This is a genomic window from Streptomyces kanasensis (genome assembly GCF_043077165.1).
GTDB classification, from domain to species: domain Bacteria; phylum Actinomycetota; class Actinomycetes; order Streptomycetales; family Streptomycetaceae; genus Streptomyces; species Streptomyces changanensis.
In genome coordinates this window covers 476030-492063 of the sequence record NZ_JBIBSF010000005.1, presented here as the reverse complement: position 1 = coordinate 492063, position 16034 = coordinate 476030, and the positions used below count along the sequence as shown (strand labels likewise).

Genomic DNA, 16034 nt, shown 5'->3' with positions numbered 1-16034 from the left:
CGACCGGCGGGACGCCTACCGCAGTCTGTGACGTCCCGTCCGGTGTGTGCTGCGCCGCCTACACCAGCGACCAGGCGATCCCGTCGAGGATGTCGTGCTCGCTCACCACGACCTCGGAGGCGCCGACGTACTCCATGACCTCCCGCAGGACCAGGGCACCGGCGACGATGACGTCGACCCGGCCGGGGTGCATGACGGGGATCGCGGCGCGCTCGTCGTGGGTGGCCGCCAGCAGCCGGTCGGTGACCTCCGCGACCCGCTCGTAGGAGACGCGCGAGCGGTGGATCGCCGCCGAGTCGTACTCCTCCAGGCCCAGCGCGACGGCGGCGACGGTGGTGACCGATCCGGCCAGGCCCACCAGGGTGCGCGGCTCGCGGAGCGGGACGGTGGCGCCGGCCAGCTCCAGGGCGGCCCGCACGTCCGCGCGGATCGCCGCCACCTCGGCCGGCGACGGCGGGTCCGTCCGCACGTGCCGCTCGGTCAGGCGGACGCAGCCGACGTCGACGGAGCGCGCCGCCCGCACGTGGGCGCGGCCGACGACGAACTCCGTGGAGCCGCCGCCGATGTCGACGACCAGGTACTCGTCGTCGCCCTCCAGTTCGCGGGTGGCGCCGGTGAAGGAGAACTCGGCTTCCTGGTCGCCGCTGACGACCTCCGGTTCCACACCGAGGATGTCCACGACGCCCCGGACGAACTCCTCGCGGTTCTCCGCGTCCCGGGAGGCCGAGGTCGCGACGAAGCGGACCTTCTCGGCGCCCAGTTCACGGATGACGGCGGCGTACGCGCGGCAGGCGGCGAAGGTCCGCTCCAGTGCCTCGGGGGCGAGCCGGCCGGTGCGGTCGACGCCCTGGCCGAGCCGGACCACGGTCATCCGCCGGTCCAGGTCGACGAGGGTGCCCGCGTCGGGGTCGACGTCCGCGACGAGCAGGCGGATGGAGTTGGTGCCGCAGTCGACGGCGGCGACCCGGGTCACCGGCCGCCCTCCGCGCCGCCACCGGCGGTGTCCGCCGCGTCCGCCGACGCGCCGCCGGCCCCGGCCGCCGCGCCCCCGGGCTCCCGGTCGGCGCCGACGCACGGGCCCTTCGCCCACCACTCGGGGAGCATCGCGAGCGCCTCGTCCCCCAGGGGGTTGACGCCGGGTCCGGCGACCAGCGAGTGCCCGACCAGGACGTGCAGGCACTTCACCCGGTCCGGCATGCCGCCGGCGCTGGGGAAGCCGGCGAGCACCTCGATGGCGTCGCGGCGCGCGAGGTAGTCCTCGTGCGCGGCGCGGTAGGCGGCGGCCAGCTCGGGGTCGCGCGCCAGGCGCTCGGTCATCTCCTTCATGACGCCGTTCGCCTCCAGCGTGCCGATCGCGGAGTTCGCGCGGGGGCACGTGAGGTAGTACGTCGTCGGGAACGGCGTGCCGTCCGGGAGCCGGGGCGCGGTCTCGACCACGTCGGGGTTGCCGCACGGGCAGCGGTGCGCGATGGCCCGCAGGCCGCGCGGCGGGCGGCCGAGCTGGTCCTGGAAGGCCGCGACGTCGGCCTCGGTCGGCTCGGTGCGTTCGGTCTGCGGAGGGGGCGTTTCCATGCCTGCCTTGATCCTGGTGGAACTACGGGGCTATCGGTTCTCCTGGTCGGCGCGGTCCACGCCGTCCCAGACGTTCGAGTACCAGGGCCGGCCGGTGCCGCCCTGGTCGGGGCGGTGCTCGCGCGCCGCCTCGGGGTCGTTCATGGTGAAGGCCGTCTCGCCGGGGAGCACGTAGTGCAGGTGCCGGCGGGCGAGCTGCCGGACGTAGGCGTCGTCCTGGAGGCGGGCCTTCTCGTCGCGCAGCCGCTCGACCCGGGCCGCCGCCTGCTCCGCGAGCCGTTCCTGCTCGGCGATCTCGCCGCGCTGCGACACGTACTGGCGCATCGGGTAGGCGAGGGCCACGACCATGGAGCAGACCACGAGGGCGAGGAACGCGGCCCGGCCGGTCAGCCGGGAGCGGCGCGCCTGCCGGCGGTTCTGGGAGCGGTAGACGCGGGCGGCGGTCTGCTCGCCGAGCAGTCGCAGCCTCGTCGCGGTCGAGAACCGGTCCCGGTCCTGGCCCATCGGCTCGCCCCTCCTCACGTACGACGTACGACGTCCCCGGACACGGTACGGGACCGTGGCCGGGGACGTGCGCAACTGCGGCGTCGGGCGGGCGTCAGCCCTTGAAGCGCGGGAAGGCGCTGCGACCGGCGTACACCGCGGCGTCGTCGAGGATCTCCTCGATGCGCAGCAGCTGGTTGTACTTGGCGACGCGCTCGGAGCGGGCCGGGGCGCCGGTCTTGATCTGGCCGCAGTTGGTGGCGACGGCCAGGTCGGCGATGGTGACGTCCTCGGTCTCGCCGGAGCGGTGGGACATCATGCACTTGAAGCCGTTGCGCTGGGCCAGCTCGACGGCGTCGAGGGTCTCGGTGAGGGAGCCGATCTGGTTCACCTTGACGAGCAGGGCGTTGGCCGCGCCCTCCTCGATGCCGCGGGCGAGGCGCTCGGGGTTGGTGACGAACAGGTCGTCACCGACGAGCTGGACCTTCGTGCCGAGCTTCTCGGTGATGGTCTTCCAGCCGTCCCAGTCGTCCTCGAACAGCGGGTCCTCGATGGAGACAAGCGGGTACGCCTCGACGAGCTCGGCGTAGTACTCGGTCATCTCGGCGGCCGTGCGGGACTTGCCCTCGAAGGCGTAGGCGCCGTCCTTGTGGAACTCGGACGCGGCGACGTCCAGGGCGAGCGCGATGTCGCGGCCCGGGGTGTAGCCGGCCTGCTTGATCGCCTCCAGGATGAGGTCGAGCGCGGCGCGGTTCGACTCCAGGTTCGGGGCGAAGCCGCCCTCGTCGCCGAGGCCGGTGGACAGGCCCTTCTCCTTCAGCACCTTCTTGAGGGTGTGGTAGACCTCGGTGCCCCAGCGCAGGGCCTCGGAGAAGGACTCCGCGCCGATCGGCGCGATCATGAACTCCTGGATGTCCACGTTGGAGTCGGCGTGCGAGCCGCCGTTCAGGATGTTCATCATCGGCACCGGCAGCAGGTGCGCGTTCGGGCCGCCCAGGTAGCGGAAGAGCGGGAGGTCGGAGGCCTCGGAGGCGGCGTGCGCCACGGCGAGGGAGACGCCGAGGATGGCGTTGGCGCCGAGGGAGGACTTGTCCGGGGTGGCGTCCAGGTCGAACATCGCCTGGTCGATGAGGCGCTGCTCGGTGGCGTCGTAGCCGACGAGCTCCGGTCCGATCTGCTCGATGACGGCGAGCACCGCCTTCTCGACACCCTTGCCGAGGTAGCGGTCCTTGTCACCGTCGCGGAGCTCGAGGGCCTCGAACGCACCGGTGGAGGCACCGGAGGGGACGGCAGCACGGCCGGTGCTGCCGTCGTCGAGGCCGACCTCGACCTCGACCGTGGGGTTGCCTCGGGAGTCCAGGATTTCCCGGGCTACGACGACGTCGATGGACGGCACGAGCATCTCCTTCTGGGATGTGACGCGTGGAGTGCAGGGGCTTCACCCTTGCGGCAAGAGCCTAACCGGCTCCGGGGCCGGTGCCCGCGACCGCCCGCCTCCTGGGACGAAAAAGGGCACAACCACCCATGAGTCGGGACGAACTGACAGCGTCCCTACTGATGAGTAATCACGCTGAGCGGGTCGACACTCATCCGTCCTGGCCCGGTTCGCCCCGTTTCGTACGGGAGTCGTGACGACGGAGGGCCCCGGTCCGACCCACCCCCGGGTGGAGGGCGCGTCGGGCCGGGGCCGGTCGCCGCGGGAGGGGGTCAGCTCAGGTGGAGCTGCTGGCCCGGGTAGATCAGGTCGGCGTCGGAGACGATGTCCCGGTTCAGGTCGAACAGCTTCTTCCAGCCGCCCGTGACCTTCTCGGCCGTGGCGATGGAGCCGAGCGTGTCGCCGGCCTTGACGCGGTACTCGCCGTCGCCCTTCTCGACCTTCGCACCGGTCGGGGTGGTGACGGTGCCGGAGGACTTCGGGGCGGCCTTGGGCGTCGCGGCCTTCGGCGCGGTGCGCTGCTCGCTGCGCGTGGTGGGCTCCTCGGCGGTGCGCTCGGCGGCGGCGCCGTCGTACGCGGCACCGGACAGGCCGACGCCGCAGCTCGGCCACGCGCCCTTGCCCTGGCCGGCGAGGACCTTCTCGGCCACGGCTATCTGCTGCGACTTGGAGGCCTTGTCGGCGGTCTGGGCGTACGCGGTGCCGCCGTAGGCCGCCCAGGTGGAGGCGGAGAACTGCAGGCCGCCGTAGTAGCCGTTGCCGGTGTTGATCGACCAGTCGCCGCCGGACTCGCACTGCGCGACGCGGTCCCACTCGGCGGCGGTGGCGGCGTTCGCGGTCGTGGCGCCGAGCAGCGGGGCGGCGACGGCGGCACCCGTGATGCCGGCGAAGGCGGCGAAACGGACGGCCTTGGACGGGCGGCGGTGCTTGCGCTTGCCGGAAGAAAGCATGGTTGTGTCTCCTCACCGACGCCTACGAGGTGAGCTGTCGGGTTCGGGCCTGGTGAGTGCCCGGCCGTGCGCTGGGTGGCGCACGGCTTCACCCCTAGCCGGTCCCGGCCGTCCTCGGACGGCCCGGCCCCGGCGCTTACCTTGGGTCCCCCGCTCCTGCCCACGGCGCTGGAAGCGTCGACTGTTCCCGTCGCCGGCGGCAGGATTCGGCGTTACCGGTCGGACGGGGCCCGCGGTGGCGAGCTGGTCTCGACGGTAATCACAGACCGCCCCGAAGTTCAAAGGGGGACATCCGGGTCAATCTGCCCCTACTTGCCTGTCCCTTACGGGTGTTTGCGCAGGTAGGGGCCGAAACGGACGGACCGGGCGGCGGCGACGCACCAGTTGGGGTGAAGAGACTCTTGTCTCACTTCCGAGAAACGGACATTCAGCCCGTAACTACCCCTCGGACGGGGCGAGATCGAGGCTCTGGCCAGGGACGATGAGGTCCGGGTCGGTGCCGACGGCCTCGCGGTTGGCGTCGTAGAGGGCCGTCCAGCCGCCGGGCACCTCGTGCGCGTCCGCGATGGCCCAGAGGTTGTCGCCGGGCCGGACCGTGTACGTGCCGTCGGCCGCGAGACCGTCGGCGGTACGTGCCGTGGCGTCACCCCGCGAGGTGGGCGTACCCGTTCCGCGCCCTTCGACCGCGGCGCCGGCGTCGACGGAGCCGTCACCGGGGACCGGGGCCGTCGGACCGGCCGCGCCCTCCTCCTTGGCCGGCTCGCCGCGGTGCTTGCCGGTGCCGGACGCGGGGGTCGGGACCCCGCCGTCGACGGGGGCCTCGCCGGGGGCCGTCGGGGACGGCTCGGCGGTGGACCCGCCCGGGGCGGTCGGCGTCGCCGCCGGCGCGGTCGGCGACGCGGTGGCGCCGGAACCCGCGGGGGCGCCGGTCTCACCGGAGCCGGTCTCACCCGAGCCGGGCGCGCCGGAGCCGGTGGCGGCCTCGGTGCCGGTCGCGGGCCGGTCCGCCGTGGAGGGCGTGCCGGCGTCGGGGGCGGGCTCGGCGGACGCCTCGGGCTCCTCGGCGCTCGCCGACGGGGCGGGCGAGGTGCCGGGGTCGGTCTCCGTGGTGGAGCCGCCGCCGACGGTCAGGCCGGCGATGGGGGCACAGGTCTGCCAGGCGGCGGCGCCCTGCGCGGCGAAGACCTTCTCCGCGACGGCGATCTGCTGGGCGCGGCTGGCGAGGTCGGCGCGGGGCGCGTAGGCCGTGCCGCCGTACGCCTGCCAGGTCTCCTGGGAGAACTGGAGGCCGCCGTAGTAGCCGTTGCCGAGGTCGGCGCTCCACATGCCGCCGGTCTCGCACTCGGCGACCCGGTTCCAGGTCTCGGCGTCGGCCGCGGACGCGGTGCCCGCGCCGAGCAACGGCAGGGCGATCGCGGATCCGGTCACCCCCGCGGCGACGACGAGGGCGGGGGCCTGACGGGGTCGACGGTGTCGTCCGTTCCCGGAGCGCATGCGTTCAACCTTTCGCGTGACTGCTGAGGTGACGGTGAACGTAGCGGCATTCGAACGCCAGTCACAAGTCGATGCAGGGGAGATTACGCGAAGATCACAGTCATGACGGAGTGTCAGCTTGCTTCGGGGGTGAACTCCACCGGCAGCGTGCGCAGTCCCCGCATGATGAGTCCGCCGCGCCAGCGCAACTCCTCCGGGGGGACGGCGAGGCGCAGGTCGGGCAGGCGCGTCAGCAGCGTGGCGAGCGCCGTCTGCCCCTCCAGCCGGGCGAGCGGCGCGCCCAGGCAGTAGTGGATGCCGTGCCCGTAGCCGAGGTGCTGGTTGTCGCTCCGCGCGAGGTCCAGGGTGTCCGGCCGGTCGAACCGCTCGGGGTCCCGGTCGGCGGCCGCCAGGACGACCAGGACCGGCTCGCCCACCTCGACGCGCTGCCCGCCGAGGGTCAGCGGCTCGGTCGCGAAGCGCCAGGTGGCGAGCTCCACGGGCCCGTCGTACCGCAGCAGTTCCTCGACGCCGGTCTCCAGCAGTCCGTGTTCCCCGGCGGCCAGCGACCGCTGGAGGCGGGTGCGCTGCACGTCGTCGCGGAGCAGGGCGTACGTGCCGTTCCCGATGAGGTTGACCGTGGTCTCGAAACCGGCGAACAGCAGGATGAAGGCCATCGCGGCGGCCTCGTTCTCGGTGAGGTGCTCGCCGTGGTCGGAGGCCCGGATGAGCCCGGAGATCAGGTCGTCGTCCCCGCCCCGCCCCAACCCCTCCCGCTTGCGGTGGATCAGGTCGACGAGGTAGGCCCGCATCCGCTTCACGGCCCGCGCCACCCCGCCGCGCGGCCCGCCGCCGTGCCGGATCATCTGCCCGGCCCAGTCCCGGAAGTCGTCCTGGTCCTCGGCGGGCACCCCGAGCATGTCGCAGATGGCGTGGATGGGGAGCGGGAAGGCGAAGTCGTGGATGAGGTCGGCCTCGCCCTTCGCGGCGAAACCGTCGATCAGCCGGTCCGTCAGCTCCTGCACGCGGGGCGCGAACTCCGCGACCCGGCGCGGGGTGAACGCCTTCGACACGAGCCGGCGCAGCCGCGTGTGGTCCGGCGGGTCGATGTTGAGCAGGTGCGTCATCAGCTCGGCCTTGCGCTCGCCGGGGATGCCCGTCTTGCCCTTGGCGTGCGCCGGCTCGGCGTGGTGCGCCGGGTTCTTGCTGAGCCGCTGGTCGGCGAGGGCCTGCCGGGCGTCGGCGTACCGGGTGACCAGCCACGCCTCCACCCCGCTCGGCAGCCGCGTCCGGTGCACGGGTGCGTGCTCCCGCAGCCAGGCGTACGCCGGGTACGGATCGGTGGCGAACTCCCAGGTGAAGAGCTCGGGGGGGACGGCGGGGTCGTGGGGAGCGTTCACCCCCCGACGGTATCCGGCCCCTCGTCGAGGGCCCGCACGGCACCCGGGTGCCCGGCGTCGGCGGCCTTCCGCATCCAGGCGGCGGCCTCCTCCGGCTCGTACTCGGCCAGCAGGCGGGCCATCCGGTAGGCGCCGTAGGCGTCGCCGAGCTCGTGGCCGCGCGTGTACCAGTCGACGGCCCCGGGGCGGTCGTGCTCCTGCTCGCACATGACGCCGAGGTGCGTCGCGGCCGCGCCGAGCCCCTGGGCGACGCACTCGTGGAGGAACAGCTCGGTGGCGTTCCGGCTGCGGAACCGGTCCGGGGCGCGCTCGACCGGCCGGGCGGTGTCCAGCGCGTCGGCGGCCCGGCGCAGCCACAGCTGCGCGAGCAGCTCCTCGCCCCGGTAGCGGTGGAGCGCCCCGAGGCTCCCCGCGACGGAGGTGCGACCCGCGACGAGCGCTTCGCTGTAGCGGTCGAGGGCCCGTGCGTCGTCGCCCTCGGCGAACAGCAGGTCGCCCAGCCGGTGCGCCGCCTCGGGGTCGCCGCCGGCCGCTCCCTCGTTCAACCAGCGGTGTGCCCGGTCCACGAGCAGCAGGCCCAGCCGGGTCGCCGCGGTGGCGTCGCCCGCCTCGGCGGCCTGCTGGAGGTACGGCTCGGCCGCGCGGAGTTCGCCCCGGTCGGCGAGGAAGCGGCCCAGTTCGGCCGCGGCGGGACCGTGCCCGGCGGCGGCGGCGTTCCGCAGCCATTCCACCGAGCCGGTCAGCCGCGCGAGGCGGTGCATCGCCACGGCGTCCCCCGCCTCGGCGCGCGCCCGGTAGTGCCGGCCGGCCGCCTGCGCCACGGCCTCGTGGTCGTGCGCCAGGGCCAGGTCCCACACCGCGTCCGGCACCGGGGGGAAGCCGTCGTCCGCGAGCGCGTCGGCGACCAGGGAACCGTACGCCCGCCATCCGTCGTCCTCCTCGACGAGCAGTCCGGCCACGCCGAGGCGGGGGCGGGCCGCCCAGGCGAGGACGTCGTCCAGGTCGCCCGCGTCGTCGGGCGCGTGGTGCCGGTACGCCGCCCGCAGCAGCTCCGGGGGGACCGGGTGGTGCAGTCCGCACCGTGCCAGGTCGATCGCGGCGCGCACCAGCAGGTGGCCGCGCGGGTGGCGCGTGGGGCGCTCCGCGCGCCGCCACTCCTCCCACAGGTCGGGGCCGACCGCCAGGTAGGCGGTGACGGCCCGGCCCTCGCACCAGTACAGCGCCGTCTCCAGCCGCCCGTCGTCCCGGGCGACGAGCCTGCCGGTCTCGGCGAGGCTCCACTCGGCGCCCAGCTCCACCGTCCGCGCCCGGCTGAGGACCCGCGCGGGGCCCGGGGCGCCGAAGCGGTGCTCGTCGTACGCGGCGTCGGACATGGTCGCGAGCACCGGCACGCCCCGGGCGGTCAGCCGGGCGAGGAGCGGGGCGTCCAACCCGTGCGGCCCGAGGTGGCGTTCGAGGTCGTCCAGCCACAGGACGCACCGCCCGCCGCGGGCGGCCATCCGCTCGGGCAGGTCCCGCAGGTCGCTACCGGCCGGGGGCACGCAGACCCGCCGGTCGGGCAGGACGCGGCGCAGGGCGGCCCAGGCCGTGGTGGTCTTGCCGGACAGGGGTTCGCCCGTGACGAGCACGAGGCCGCCCTGCCCCGCCGGCCCGGTGAGGAGCCGGTCCAGTTCGGTGTCGGCGTCCCGCTCGACGTACGGGCCGTCGTGCCGGGCGCCGAGGGCGAGCGGGTCGGCCGTGGCCGCGTCGAGCCAGACCGCCGGGTCGGGGGCGGGCGGCGGGCCGTAGTGCAGGGCGCCGATGGTGCCGGCCTGGATGACGGTGGCGGCGGTGCCGCCGGAGACGGTGTTGCGCACGTCGTGCGCGGTACCGCCGGGTCCGGGCCCGGGCCCGGACCCGGTGGGTGCGGGGCCGGTGGGGCCGGATGCGCCCGGGGCGTGCGGGCCCAGCGGGGCGTGCGGGTCGGACGGGTCGTGCGGGCCCGAGGGGTCCGACGGGGCGTGCGGGTCGGCCGGGCCGCGGTCGCCGGCACCGCCGCCGCACTCCTCGACGAGGGCGCGGATCCGCCGCGGGGCGCGGGGGTCCCGCTTGGCGGCGTGGCGCAGCCAGTGCTCCAGCCCGGCGCGGACGATCCGGTCGTCCGTGCCCGAACGCAGCTCCTGCTCGATGAGCACGAGTCCGCCCGCGTCCCCCAGGTCGTCCTCCGTCAGTCTCGCCCTGACCCGGGGCCACGCGGCGCCGCGCATGATCCCCAGCAGGGCGGTGACGTCGGCGGCCGTGAGCCTCTCCCCGTACGCCATCACGCGCCCTCCCCCGACTCGCCCGCCCCGTACGCCCGGTGGGCCACGTTACCCAGCCGGCCGGGCCTCCGCCGCGCGGATGGCGTCCCGGTAGGTACGGGCCGCGGCCCGCAGCGCGGCCTCCGGGTCGACCCCCTCGGCCTCGGCCCGCACCGCCATGGCGAGGAGTTCGTAGCCGATGCCGGGACCGGTCGGCGTCGGGACGTCCAGACCGGCGGTGCGCACCCGGCCGGCGAGCTTCGACGCGAGGGCGAGGCCCGGCTGGCCGAGCGGTACCCCGTCGGTCACGGAGGTCCGCTGCTTCTCGACGGCCTTCGTGCGGAGCCAGTGCTCCTTGACCTCCTCCGGGGTGTCCGCGGTGGCGTCGCCGAAGACGTGGGGGTGGCGGTGGACGAGCTTCTCGACGAGGGTGCCCGCCACGTCGTCGACGGAGAACGGCCCGTCCTCGTCCTCCTCCGCGATGCGGGCGTGGAAGACCACCTGGAGGAGGACGTCGCCCAGCTCCTCGCGCAGCTCCTCGCGGTCGCCGTCCTCGATCGCCTCGACCAGCTCGTACGCCTCCTCGATGGCGTACTTGGCGAGGCCGCGGTGGGTCTGCCGGGACGACCAGGGGCAGGCGCGGCGGATGCGGTCCATCACCTCGACCAGGTCGAGGAGGCGCGCGCCGGGCAGGTCGTACGAGCCGGGCAGCAGCTCCAGGTCCGGCATGGCGACGCGGCCGGAGCCGGCGAGGCGGGCCAGGCCGTCGGTCAGCGCCCGGTCGCCCTCGCCGGCGGCCAGGACGACCACCGTGCGGCCCCCGGCGCACGCCTCGACCAGCTCCTGCGCGGTAGGCGCGGCGACGGCGACCTCGACGCCCGCCTCGCGCAGGTACGGCAGCTGCGGGTGGCGGTCGTCGGGGCAGAGCACGCGGTCGGCGGAGCGCAGCGCCTGCCAGGCGGGCCAGGACAGCACGCCGGGGGCGACCCGGTGGCTGGTGGTGAGGAGGACGACGCGGCCGGTGGCGGGGGTGTCTGCGTGCTCAGCGTTCACCCCTCGAACCTACAGGCCCTCCGGAGCCGCCCCCTGGTCCCGGGTGACCTGGCGGAGCCAGGGGGCCTGGTAGCGGCCGAGCTGGATCTTCGCGTCGTCCCAGGTGCCGTACCGGGGGTTCACGTCGATGTCGAGGGACTTCGACGCGGCCGTGAACAGGTCGGTGAGCTTCTTCTGGCCCTCCGGGGTGTTCGAGGCGCCGTGCCGGTCGGCGATCTTGTTCATCAGGACGTTGCGGCGGACGACGGCGTCGATCTCGTCGGGGGCGATGCCCTGCTGCTGGAGCAGCATCGCGGCGAGCTGCGCGTCCCCGCCGTACTGGCGGGCGGCGGCACGCCGGGTCTCCTGGACCTCCTTGCGGCTGACCGTGATCCCGGCGTCGGCGGCGACCTGCTCCACGACCCGGTCGAAGATCATGCCGTTGAGCTTCTCGCGGCTGAGGTCGCCGGTGGCCCGGATCAGCTGGTCGGCCTGGGGGGACGCCTCCTGCGCCGTGCGGACCTCCCGCACCTGGGCCTGGAGGGCGGAGGTCTCGATCCGGTCCCCGCCGACCACGGCCGCCGCGCCGGGGTGGGCGTCACCGCCGCAGGCCGTCAGGAGGGGCGCCGCGACGACCAGGGCGGCGGACAAGGAGAGCGCGGTGCGACGGCGGCGGTGCAAAGGGGCCTCCCGGCGTGGGTCGTACGTCAGTGTCAACGACCTTGCGGTGATCGATGGTATGCAGTGGCCGTGGCCCGGGCCACTACTTCGGAGCCACTTCTGCCAACGAGTCACGGTCGCGCGGGGTCTCGGGCCGCAGCATGATCGTCCGGGACAGGACGAACGTGACGGGGATGGCGGCCGCCGCGGCGAGCAGGGGCGCGTACCGGCTGGACAGCCCGGCCACGTCCACCAGCAGGTAGACCCCGGCGGTCGTGATCACGAAGTTCGCCGCGTTGGTGAGCGGGAAGAGCAGGAACTTCCGCCAGGTGGGCCGGGTGCGGTAGGTGAAGTGGCTGTTCAGGAAGAACGAGCCGGTCATCGAGAGCAGGAACGCCGCGACGTGCGCCCCGACGTAGGGCAGGCCGAGCGTCAGGAACAGCAGGTAGAAGCCGTAGTAGGTGGCGGTGTTCACCACGCCCACCAGGGCGAACCTGACGATCTGGCCGCTGACGCCGGTCATCTGCGGGTGGACTCCCCCGGGGACGGTCGGGTGCGCGGCGCCGTGGTGGTCACCTGCACCGGGAAGTGCGGGCGCCGCTTCACCTCGTGGTGGATACGGCCCACATACTCCCCGATCCCGCCCGGCATGACCATCCGCACCCCCGGCGCGTGCGGTGACCGCCACCAGCAGGGTGACGTACCGGGGCGTGTCGACGCCGTTCGGCGGGGCGTCCCCGAGGATCCGCGCAGCGTGGAGGCAGACACCGGCCCGCCGCGGCCGTGGCCCGGCTGCGGGCGGGCGGCGCGGTGGACCTCGGCGTCGACGGCGGCGGGGTGTGCGCCGTCCTGCCGCCCGGCGCGCGCGGGGTGGCGGTGCCCGCCGCGCCCCGGATCGCGGGGTGGCGGTACGGGGCGGGCCGGTGGGCGCGTGCCTGGGGCTTGGTCGCCGCGGAGGCGTCCGGCGGGGCGACGGTGACGTGCGTCGTCCCGCCGGCGCGGCGGTCGGAGCGGTCGCGGTGTTCGCGGCGGCCGGGGCCGCGGGCCCACGCGGCGGCCGGGGCGGTCACGGGGGCCGGGGCGGCGGCCGGGGCGGTCACGGGGGCCGGGGCGGTCGGGGCGGTCACGGTGGCGGCGCTTCCCGGGCTGGTCGTGCGCCTCCGGCGTGCGGGTCACCGGCGCGCCACCGAGACTTCACCCGTGCACCACCGGGACGTGACCCGCGCGGGTGCCGCCGGGGCGTAGCTTGCCCCGCATGCCCCCTCTCCTGAACAACCCGCTGACGCGGCGCCTGTTGCGGCCCGCCGTCTCGCTGGTCGAGCAGCGCATGGACCGGGTCACGGCCGCGTTCCAGAAGGACCTCGACGCCCTCCACCACGAACTGGCCGACCTGCGCCGGCAGAGCTACGGGCTCGGACTGCTCCTCGACCACGCCGGGCGCGACGCGCACCGCATGCCGACGCCCACCCAGGTGGACCGGCTCGTCGGCGAGGTCCGGGACGTCACGGGGCTGCCCGCCGAACGCGTCCGCGGCGACGTCACCGTCGCCTACCGGCACCTGGTGGCGCTGGAGGCGCTCGGCGCGGGCGGTGTCGGTGGATCGGTCTCCGACGTGTGCGGCCGGCTCGCCGCGCTGCCGGTCCTCGCGCCGGCGCGGGGCGGTGAGCTGGAGGTGCTGGAGGTCGGCACGGTGCACGGGCTGTTCGCGGCGGCCCTGCGGCGGATGCTGCGGCGCGACGGCGTGGAGGCGCGGCTGACCGTCGTCGACCCGCTGGACTCCACCCCGACCCGTGAGGACGTCGTGCGCGGCAACCTCGCGCTGGGCGGCGGCCGTCCGGGCGACGACACCGGGACGCGGCTCGTACGGGGCGCGCTCGGCGACCCGGCGGTGCGCGAGCGGGTCGCGGACCGGCGGTACGGGGTGGTCGTCGTCAACGACGGGGTCGACGCGGCCGCGGTGCGGGAGCTTGCGGGCCCGGGCGGCGTCGTCGTCCTCGCCGCCGACGTGCCGGGGCCGGGCCTCGCGGCGCTGGGCCGCGTCGCGGAGTCGGCGTACTTCCGGTCGGCCGCCTGAGCGACGCGACGCACTTCCGGTCGACGGCCCGGGTGAGGCGGCCCACCTCCAGCGGCCGCCTGAGCGACGCGGCGGCCCGGACGGGGCCGGTCCCCTGCGCGGGGCTGTGGCCGGGGCAGTCGCCCCGCGGCGCTGTGGCCCGGCGTGGCGGTCGCCGCGCCGCGGCGCGACGAACCGGTCGGCTGCCCGGGCGTCACCGCTGCCCGGGCGGGAGGCGAACCCCCGGGCGGGATCGGCCCCCTGGGCGGGACCGGACCCCCGGGCGGGACCGGACCCCCGGCCGGGGCGGTCGCCTCCGGCGGGGCGGTCACCTCTACCGCGGTGGTCGCCTCCGGCGGGGCGGTCGCCTGGCCCCCTGCCGCCCCGGGCCGTCCCGGCGGGTGGCCGGCACGCTCAGGCGCCGCGCACCTGCTGCTGGTGCTGGAGCGCCCGGCGCAGCTCGGCGGCGAGCGGGTGGTAGGGGCCGTAGGTGCGCTCCGTGTCGTACAGCAGGTCCTGCAGGTGCCGGTGGGCGGCCGAGTGGTCGCCCGCGGTGAGCAGCAGGTGCCCGATGCGGTGGCGGATGTCGAAGGCGCGGCCGGCGTCCCCGCCGGGCTGCCGCCGGGCGTCCTCGTGGTGCGGCAGGATCGCCCGGTACTCGGCGAGGGCCGCCGTCGCCTCGCCGAGCTGCTCCAGGCAGAGCGCCGCGTCGTAGCGGTACTGCAGGGCCTGCGGGTCGGCCGGGCCCGCCTCGGCGGCCCGGTCGTCGGCGAGCCGGCGCAGCTCGGGCAGCGCCCGCCGGTACTGGCCGTCGTCCATGAGGGTGGAGGCGTACTGCCGGCGCAGGATGCGCACGACCGCCGAGTGCTCGCCGTGCTCGGCGGCGGCGGCCGGGAGGATCGCGCCGAGGACGTCCACGGCCTGGGTGATGCGGCCCTCGCCCAGCAGCCGCTTCACCTCGTCGACGGCGGCGGCCACGTCCGGGCGGCCGGCGGGCGCGCCGGCCGGGGCGTGGGCGGGCGGCGGCGGCACGTGCGGCGGGGCGGCGGGCGCGGCGGACCGGTCGGGCCAGGGCGCGAACGGGCGGAGGAAGGGGCGCGTGGGGTCCATGGCGCCGACGGGGCCCGCACCGGGCGCGGGGAGCAGCGGGGCGAGCGCCTCGTACACCTCCTGCGCGCCGGACGGGCGGTGCGCGGGGTCCTTGGCGAGGAGGCGCAGCACCAGCGCCTCCAGCGGTTCGGGGACCTCGGGGCGCAGCCGCCGGACGGGCTGGGGCGGCTCGTAGAGGTGGCGGTGCAGGACGCCGAGGGCGGTCGACCCGGCGAACGGCACGGTCCCGCTGAGCAGTTCGTGGAGGAGCACCCCGAGGGCGTACAGGTCGGTGTACGGGCCGACGGCGCCGCCCATGGCCTGCTCGGGCGCCATGTAGGCGGGGCTGCCGATGGGCGAGCCGGTGTGCGTCAGGCGCGTGGTGTCGGTGTCGACGACGGACGCGACGCCCAGGTCGAGGACCGTGACGGTCCCGTCGGGCTTCACCATCACGTTCCGCGGCTTGAGGTCGCGGTGGACGATCGGCACGGCGTGGACGGCGGCGAGCACCGCGCACAGCTGCGCGGCGACGGCGACGGCCCAGGTCCACGGGTACGGCTCGTGCTCGGCGAGGTGGTCGGCGAGGTCGGCGCCCTCCACGTACTGCATGACGAGGTACAGGTCGTCGCCGTCGCTCCCGGCGTCGTGGACGGTGACCAGTCCGGGGTGGGCGACCTGCGCGGTGACCCGGCACTCGCGGACGAAGCGGCGGCGCATCTCGTCGGCCCCGGTGGCGGCGGCCATGTGGTCGGGCCGCAGCAGCTTGACGGCGACCCGGCGGTCGAGGCGCCGGTCGTACGCCGTCCACACCTGGCCCATGCCGCCCTGGCCGATGAGCGTGGACAGTTCGTACCGGTCGGTGATGACCCGTCCGTTCACTTGCCGTCTTCCCTGCGGAGGAGGTCGCTCAGCTCGTCCAGCTCGGCGCGGACCTGCTGGATGCGCGGCGGCGCGGCCTGCGGCCGGGGCTGCGCGGGGGTCTGCGGCTGCGGGTGCGGTGGGTGCTGCGCCGGGGCCTGCGGCTGGACCTGCGGCTGCGGCCGGTGCTGCTGGGGCTGGTGGGGCTGGTGGTGCAGTGGCTGGTGCGCCGGCGGGGCGGTCAGGGGGCCGGGCGCCTGCGCCCGCGGTATCCCCCCGTAGGGCCCCGGCTGCGGCAGGGCCTGCGGCTGCGGCGGGTGGCCGTACCCGTACCCGTGACCGGTCTGCGGGTACGTCGTCCCGTACGGCGAGCGACCCGCGCCGTCCGCGCGGCGCGGGTCGTGGTGCCGGATGTCGGCGTGGAGGAAGTACCCGGTGAAGAGGGCCGCGTTCAGCAGGAGCCCGCCCACCGACAGGTTCGCCTGCAGGGTCTCGATGTCCTCGGGGACGAACGCCAGGCAGGTGACCGAGGCGACGACGGAGACGCCGAACAGCCACCAGTCGCGCGTCCGGCGCGTGACCACGGCGAGCCGCAGGGTCGTCGCTCCGGTGAGGAAGCCCAGGCTGAGCAGCGGCAGCACGGCGAACAGGACGCGCGGCACGACGACTCGGGCCGTCGTGGGCCGCTGCGGTGGCACGGGGCCGGGGCCGTACATGGCTGCTCCTGGGGGCCGGGCGGTCGTCGCGTCG

The 16034-nt window shown here is 75.5% G+C and carries 14 protein-coding genes and 1 riboswitch; of the genes, 1 reads left to right on the top strand and 13 read right to left on the bottom strand.

Going from position 1 to position 16034, the window contains the following annotated elements:
- Nucleotides 1–58: 58 nt before the first annotated feature.
- The 11 genes from ACF053_RS16165 to ACF053_RS16115 all read right to left on the bottom strand — a co-directional run bounded on the left by ACF053_RS16165 (nt 59) and on the right by ACF053_RS16115 (nt 11807).
- The gene (locus ACF053_RS16165; protein ID WP_391954476.1) at nt 59–973 is read right to left on the bottom strand and encodes a Ppx/GppA phosphatase family protein; all 915 of its coding nucleotides are present in this window, start codon (nt 971–973) and stop codon (nt 59–61) included.
- Nucleotides 970–1572 (bottom strand): DUF501 domain-containing protein, encoded by a 603-nt coding sequence (locus tag ACF053_RS16160; protein WP_391954475.1) that lies wholly within the window; start codon nt 1570–1572, stop codon nt 970–972. Before ACF053_RS16160 ends, ACF053_RS16165 begins: the two co-directional genes overlap by 4 nt.
- Before the next feature lie 30 nt (nt 1573–1602).
- Nucleotides 1603–2076 carry an FtsB family cell division protein gene (locus ACF053_RS16155; protein WP_391954474.1) on the bottom strand — a complete coding sequence of 158 codons (474 nt, stop codon included), beginning with the start codon at nt 2074–2076 and terminating at the stop codon, nt 1603–1605.
- 94 nt (nt 2077–2170) lie between these two features.
- Complete coding sequence (gene eno / locus ACF053_RS16150) at nt 2171–3451, bottom strand: phosphopyruvate hydratase (protein ID WP_391954473.1); 1281 nt, start codon at nt 3449–3451, stop codon at nt 2171–2173.
- Nucleotides 3452–3762: 311 nt separating this feature from the next.
- Nucleotides 3763–4440, bottom strand: coding sequence for a transglycosylase family protein (locus tag ACF053_RS16145; RefSeq protein WP_391954472.1), 678 nt, complete (start codon nt 4438–4440; stop codon nt 3763–3765).
- 4 nt (nt 4441–4444) lie between these two features.
- Nucleotides 4445–4618: riboswitch (cyclic di-AMP (ydaO/yuaA leader) on the bottom strand.
- Between the two features lie 260 nt (nt 4619–4878).
- Nucleotides 4879–5934: a transglycosylase family protein gene (locus tag ACF053_RS16140; RefSeq protein WP_391954471.1), complete on the bottom strand. Its 1056-nt coding sequence runs from the start codon at nt 5932–5934 to the stop codon at nt 4879–4881.
- Nucleotides 5935–6047: 113 nt separating this feature from the next.
- On the bottom strand, nt 6048–7313 hold the full coding sequence (locus ACF053_RS16135) for a cytochrome P450 family protein (protein ID WP_391954470.1): 1266 nt from the start codon (nt 7311–7313) through the stop codon (nt 6048–6050).
- On the bottom strand, nt 7310–9613 hold the full coding sequence (locus tag ACF053_RS16130) for a hypothetical protein (protein WP_391954469.1): 2304 nt from the start codon (nt 9611–9613) through the stop codon (nt 7310–7312). The genes ACF053_RS16135 and ACF053_RS16130 overlap by 4 nt, the downstream gene beginning before the upstream one ends.
- A gap of 48 nt (nt 9614–9661) precedes the next feature.
- Entirely contained in the window at nt 9662–10645 is a 984-nt protein-coding gene (locus ACF053_RS16125) for a nucleoside triphosphate pyrophosphohydrolase (protein ID WP_391954468.1), read from the bottom strand.
- Nucleotides 10646–10654: 9 nt separating this feature from the next.
- Nucleotides 10655–11305 carry a SurA N-terminal domain-containing protein gene (locus tag ACF053_RS16120; protein WP_391954467.1) on the bottom strand — a complete coding sequence of 217 codons (651 nt, stop codon included), beginning with the start codon at nt 11303–11305 and terminating at the stop codon, nt 10655–10657.
- Nucleotides 11306–11387: 82 nt separating this feature from the next.
- Nucleotides 11388–11807, bottom strand: a complete 420-nt coding sequence (locus ACF053_RS16115; protein WP_391954466.1) for a GtrA family protein — start codon at nt 11805–11807, stop codon at nt 11388–11390.
- A 732-nt stretch (nt 11808–12539) separates the two neighbouring features.
- Here ACF053_RS16115 and ACF053_RS16110 point away from each other — a divergent pair.
- Nucleotides 12540–13358: a hypothetical protein gene (locus tag ACF053_RS16110; RefSeq protein WP_058944887.1), complete on the top strand. Its 819-nt coding sequence runs from the start codon at nt 12540–12542 to the stop codon at nt 13356–13358.
- Between the two features lie 393 nt (nt 13359–13751).
- On the opposite strand, the gene ACF053_RS16105 is transcribed toward ACF053_RS16110, so the two are convergent.
- Both ACF053_RS16105 and ACF053_RS16100 read right to left on the bottom strand, forming a co-directional pair.
- Nucleotides 13752–15305: a serine/threonine-protein kinase gene (locus tag ACF053_RS16105; RefSeq protein ID WP_391954465.1), complete on the bottom strand. Its 1554-nt coding sequence runs from the start codon at nt 15303–15305 to the stop codon at nt 13752–13754.
- Nucleotides 15302–16000 carry a hypothetical protein gene (locus tag ACF053_RS16100; RefSeq protein WP_391954464.1) on the bottom strand — a complete coding sequence of 233 codons (699 nt, stop codon included), beginning with the start codon at nt 15998–16000 and terminating at the stop codon, nt 15302–15304. Before ACF053_RS16100 ends, ACF053_RS16105 begins: the two co-directional genes overlap by 4 nt.
- Nucleotides 16001–16034: the final 34 nt, after the last annotated feature.

Excerpts from the sequence above, each read along its gene's own strand:
- ACF053_RS16140 (WP_391954471.1), bottom strand. The coding sequence starts at position 5,934 with ATGCGCTCCGGGAACGGACGACACCGTCGACCCCGTCAGGCCCCCGCC.
- ACF053_RS16110 (WP_058944887.1), top strand. The coding sequence starts at position 12,540 with ATGCCCCCTCTCCTGAACAACCCGCTGACGCGGCGCCTGTTGCGGCCC.
- ACF053_RS16115 (WP_391954466.1), bottom strand. The coding sequence starts at position 11,807 with ATGACCGGCGTCAGCGGCCAGATCGTCAGGTTCGCCCTGGTGGGCGTG.
- ACF053_RS16100 (WP_391954464.1), bottom strand. The coding sequence starts at position 16,000 with ATGTACGGCCCCGGCCCCGTGCCACCGCAGCGGCCCACGACGGCCCGA.
- ACF053_RS16155 (WP_391954474.1), bottom strand. The coding sequence starts at position 2,076 with ATGGGCCAGGACCGGGACCGGTTCTCGACCGCGACGAGGCTGCGACTG.
- ACF053_RS16145 (WP_391954472.1), bottom strand. The coding sequence starts at position 4,440 with ATGCTTTCTTCCGGCAAGCGCAAGCACCGCCGCCCGTCCAAGGCCGTC.
- ACF053_RS16130 (WP_391954469.1), bottom strand. The coding sequence starts at position 9,613 with ATGGCGTACGGGGAGAGGCTCACGGCCGCCGACGTCACCGCCCTGCTG.
- ACF053_RS16160 (WP_391954475.1), bottom strand. The coding sequence starts at position 1,572 with ATGGAAACGCCCCCTCCGCAGACCGAACGCACCGAGCCGACCGAGGCC.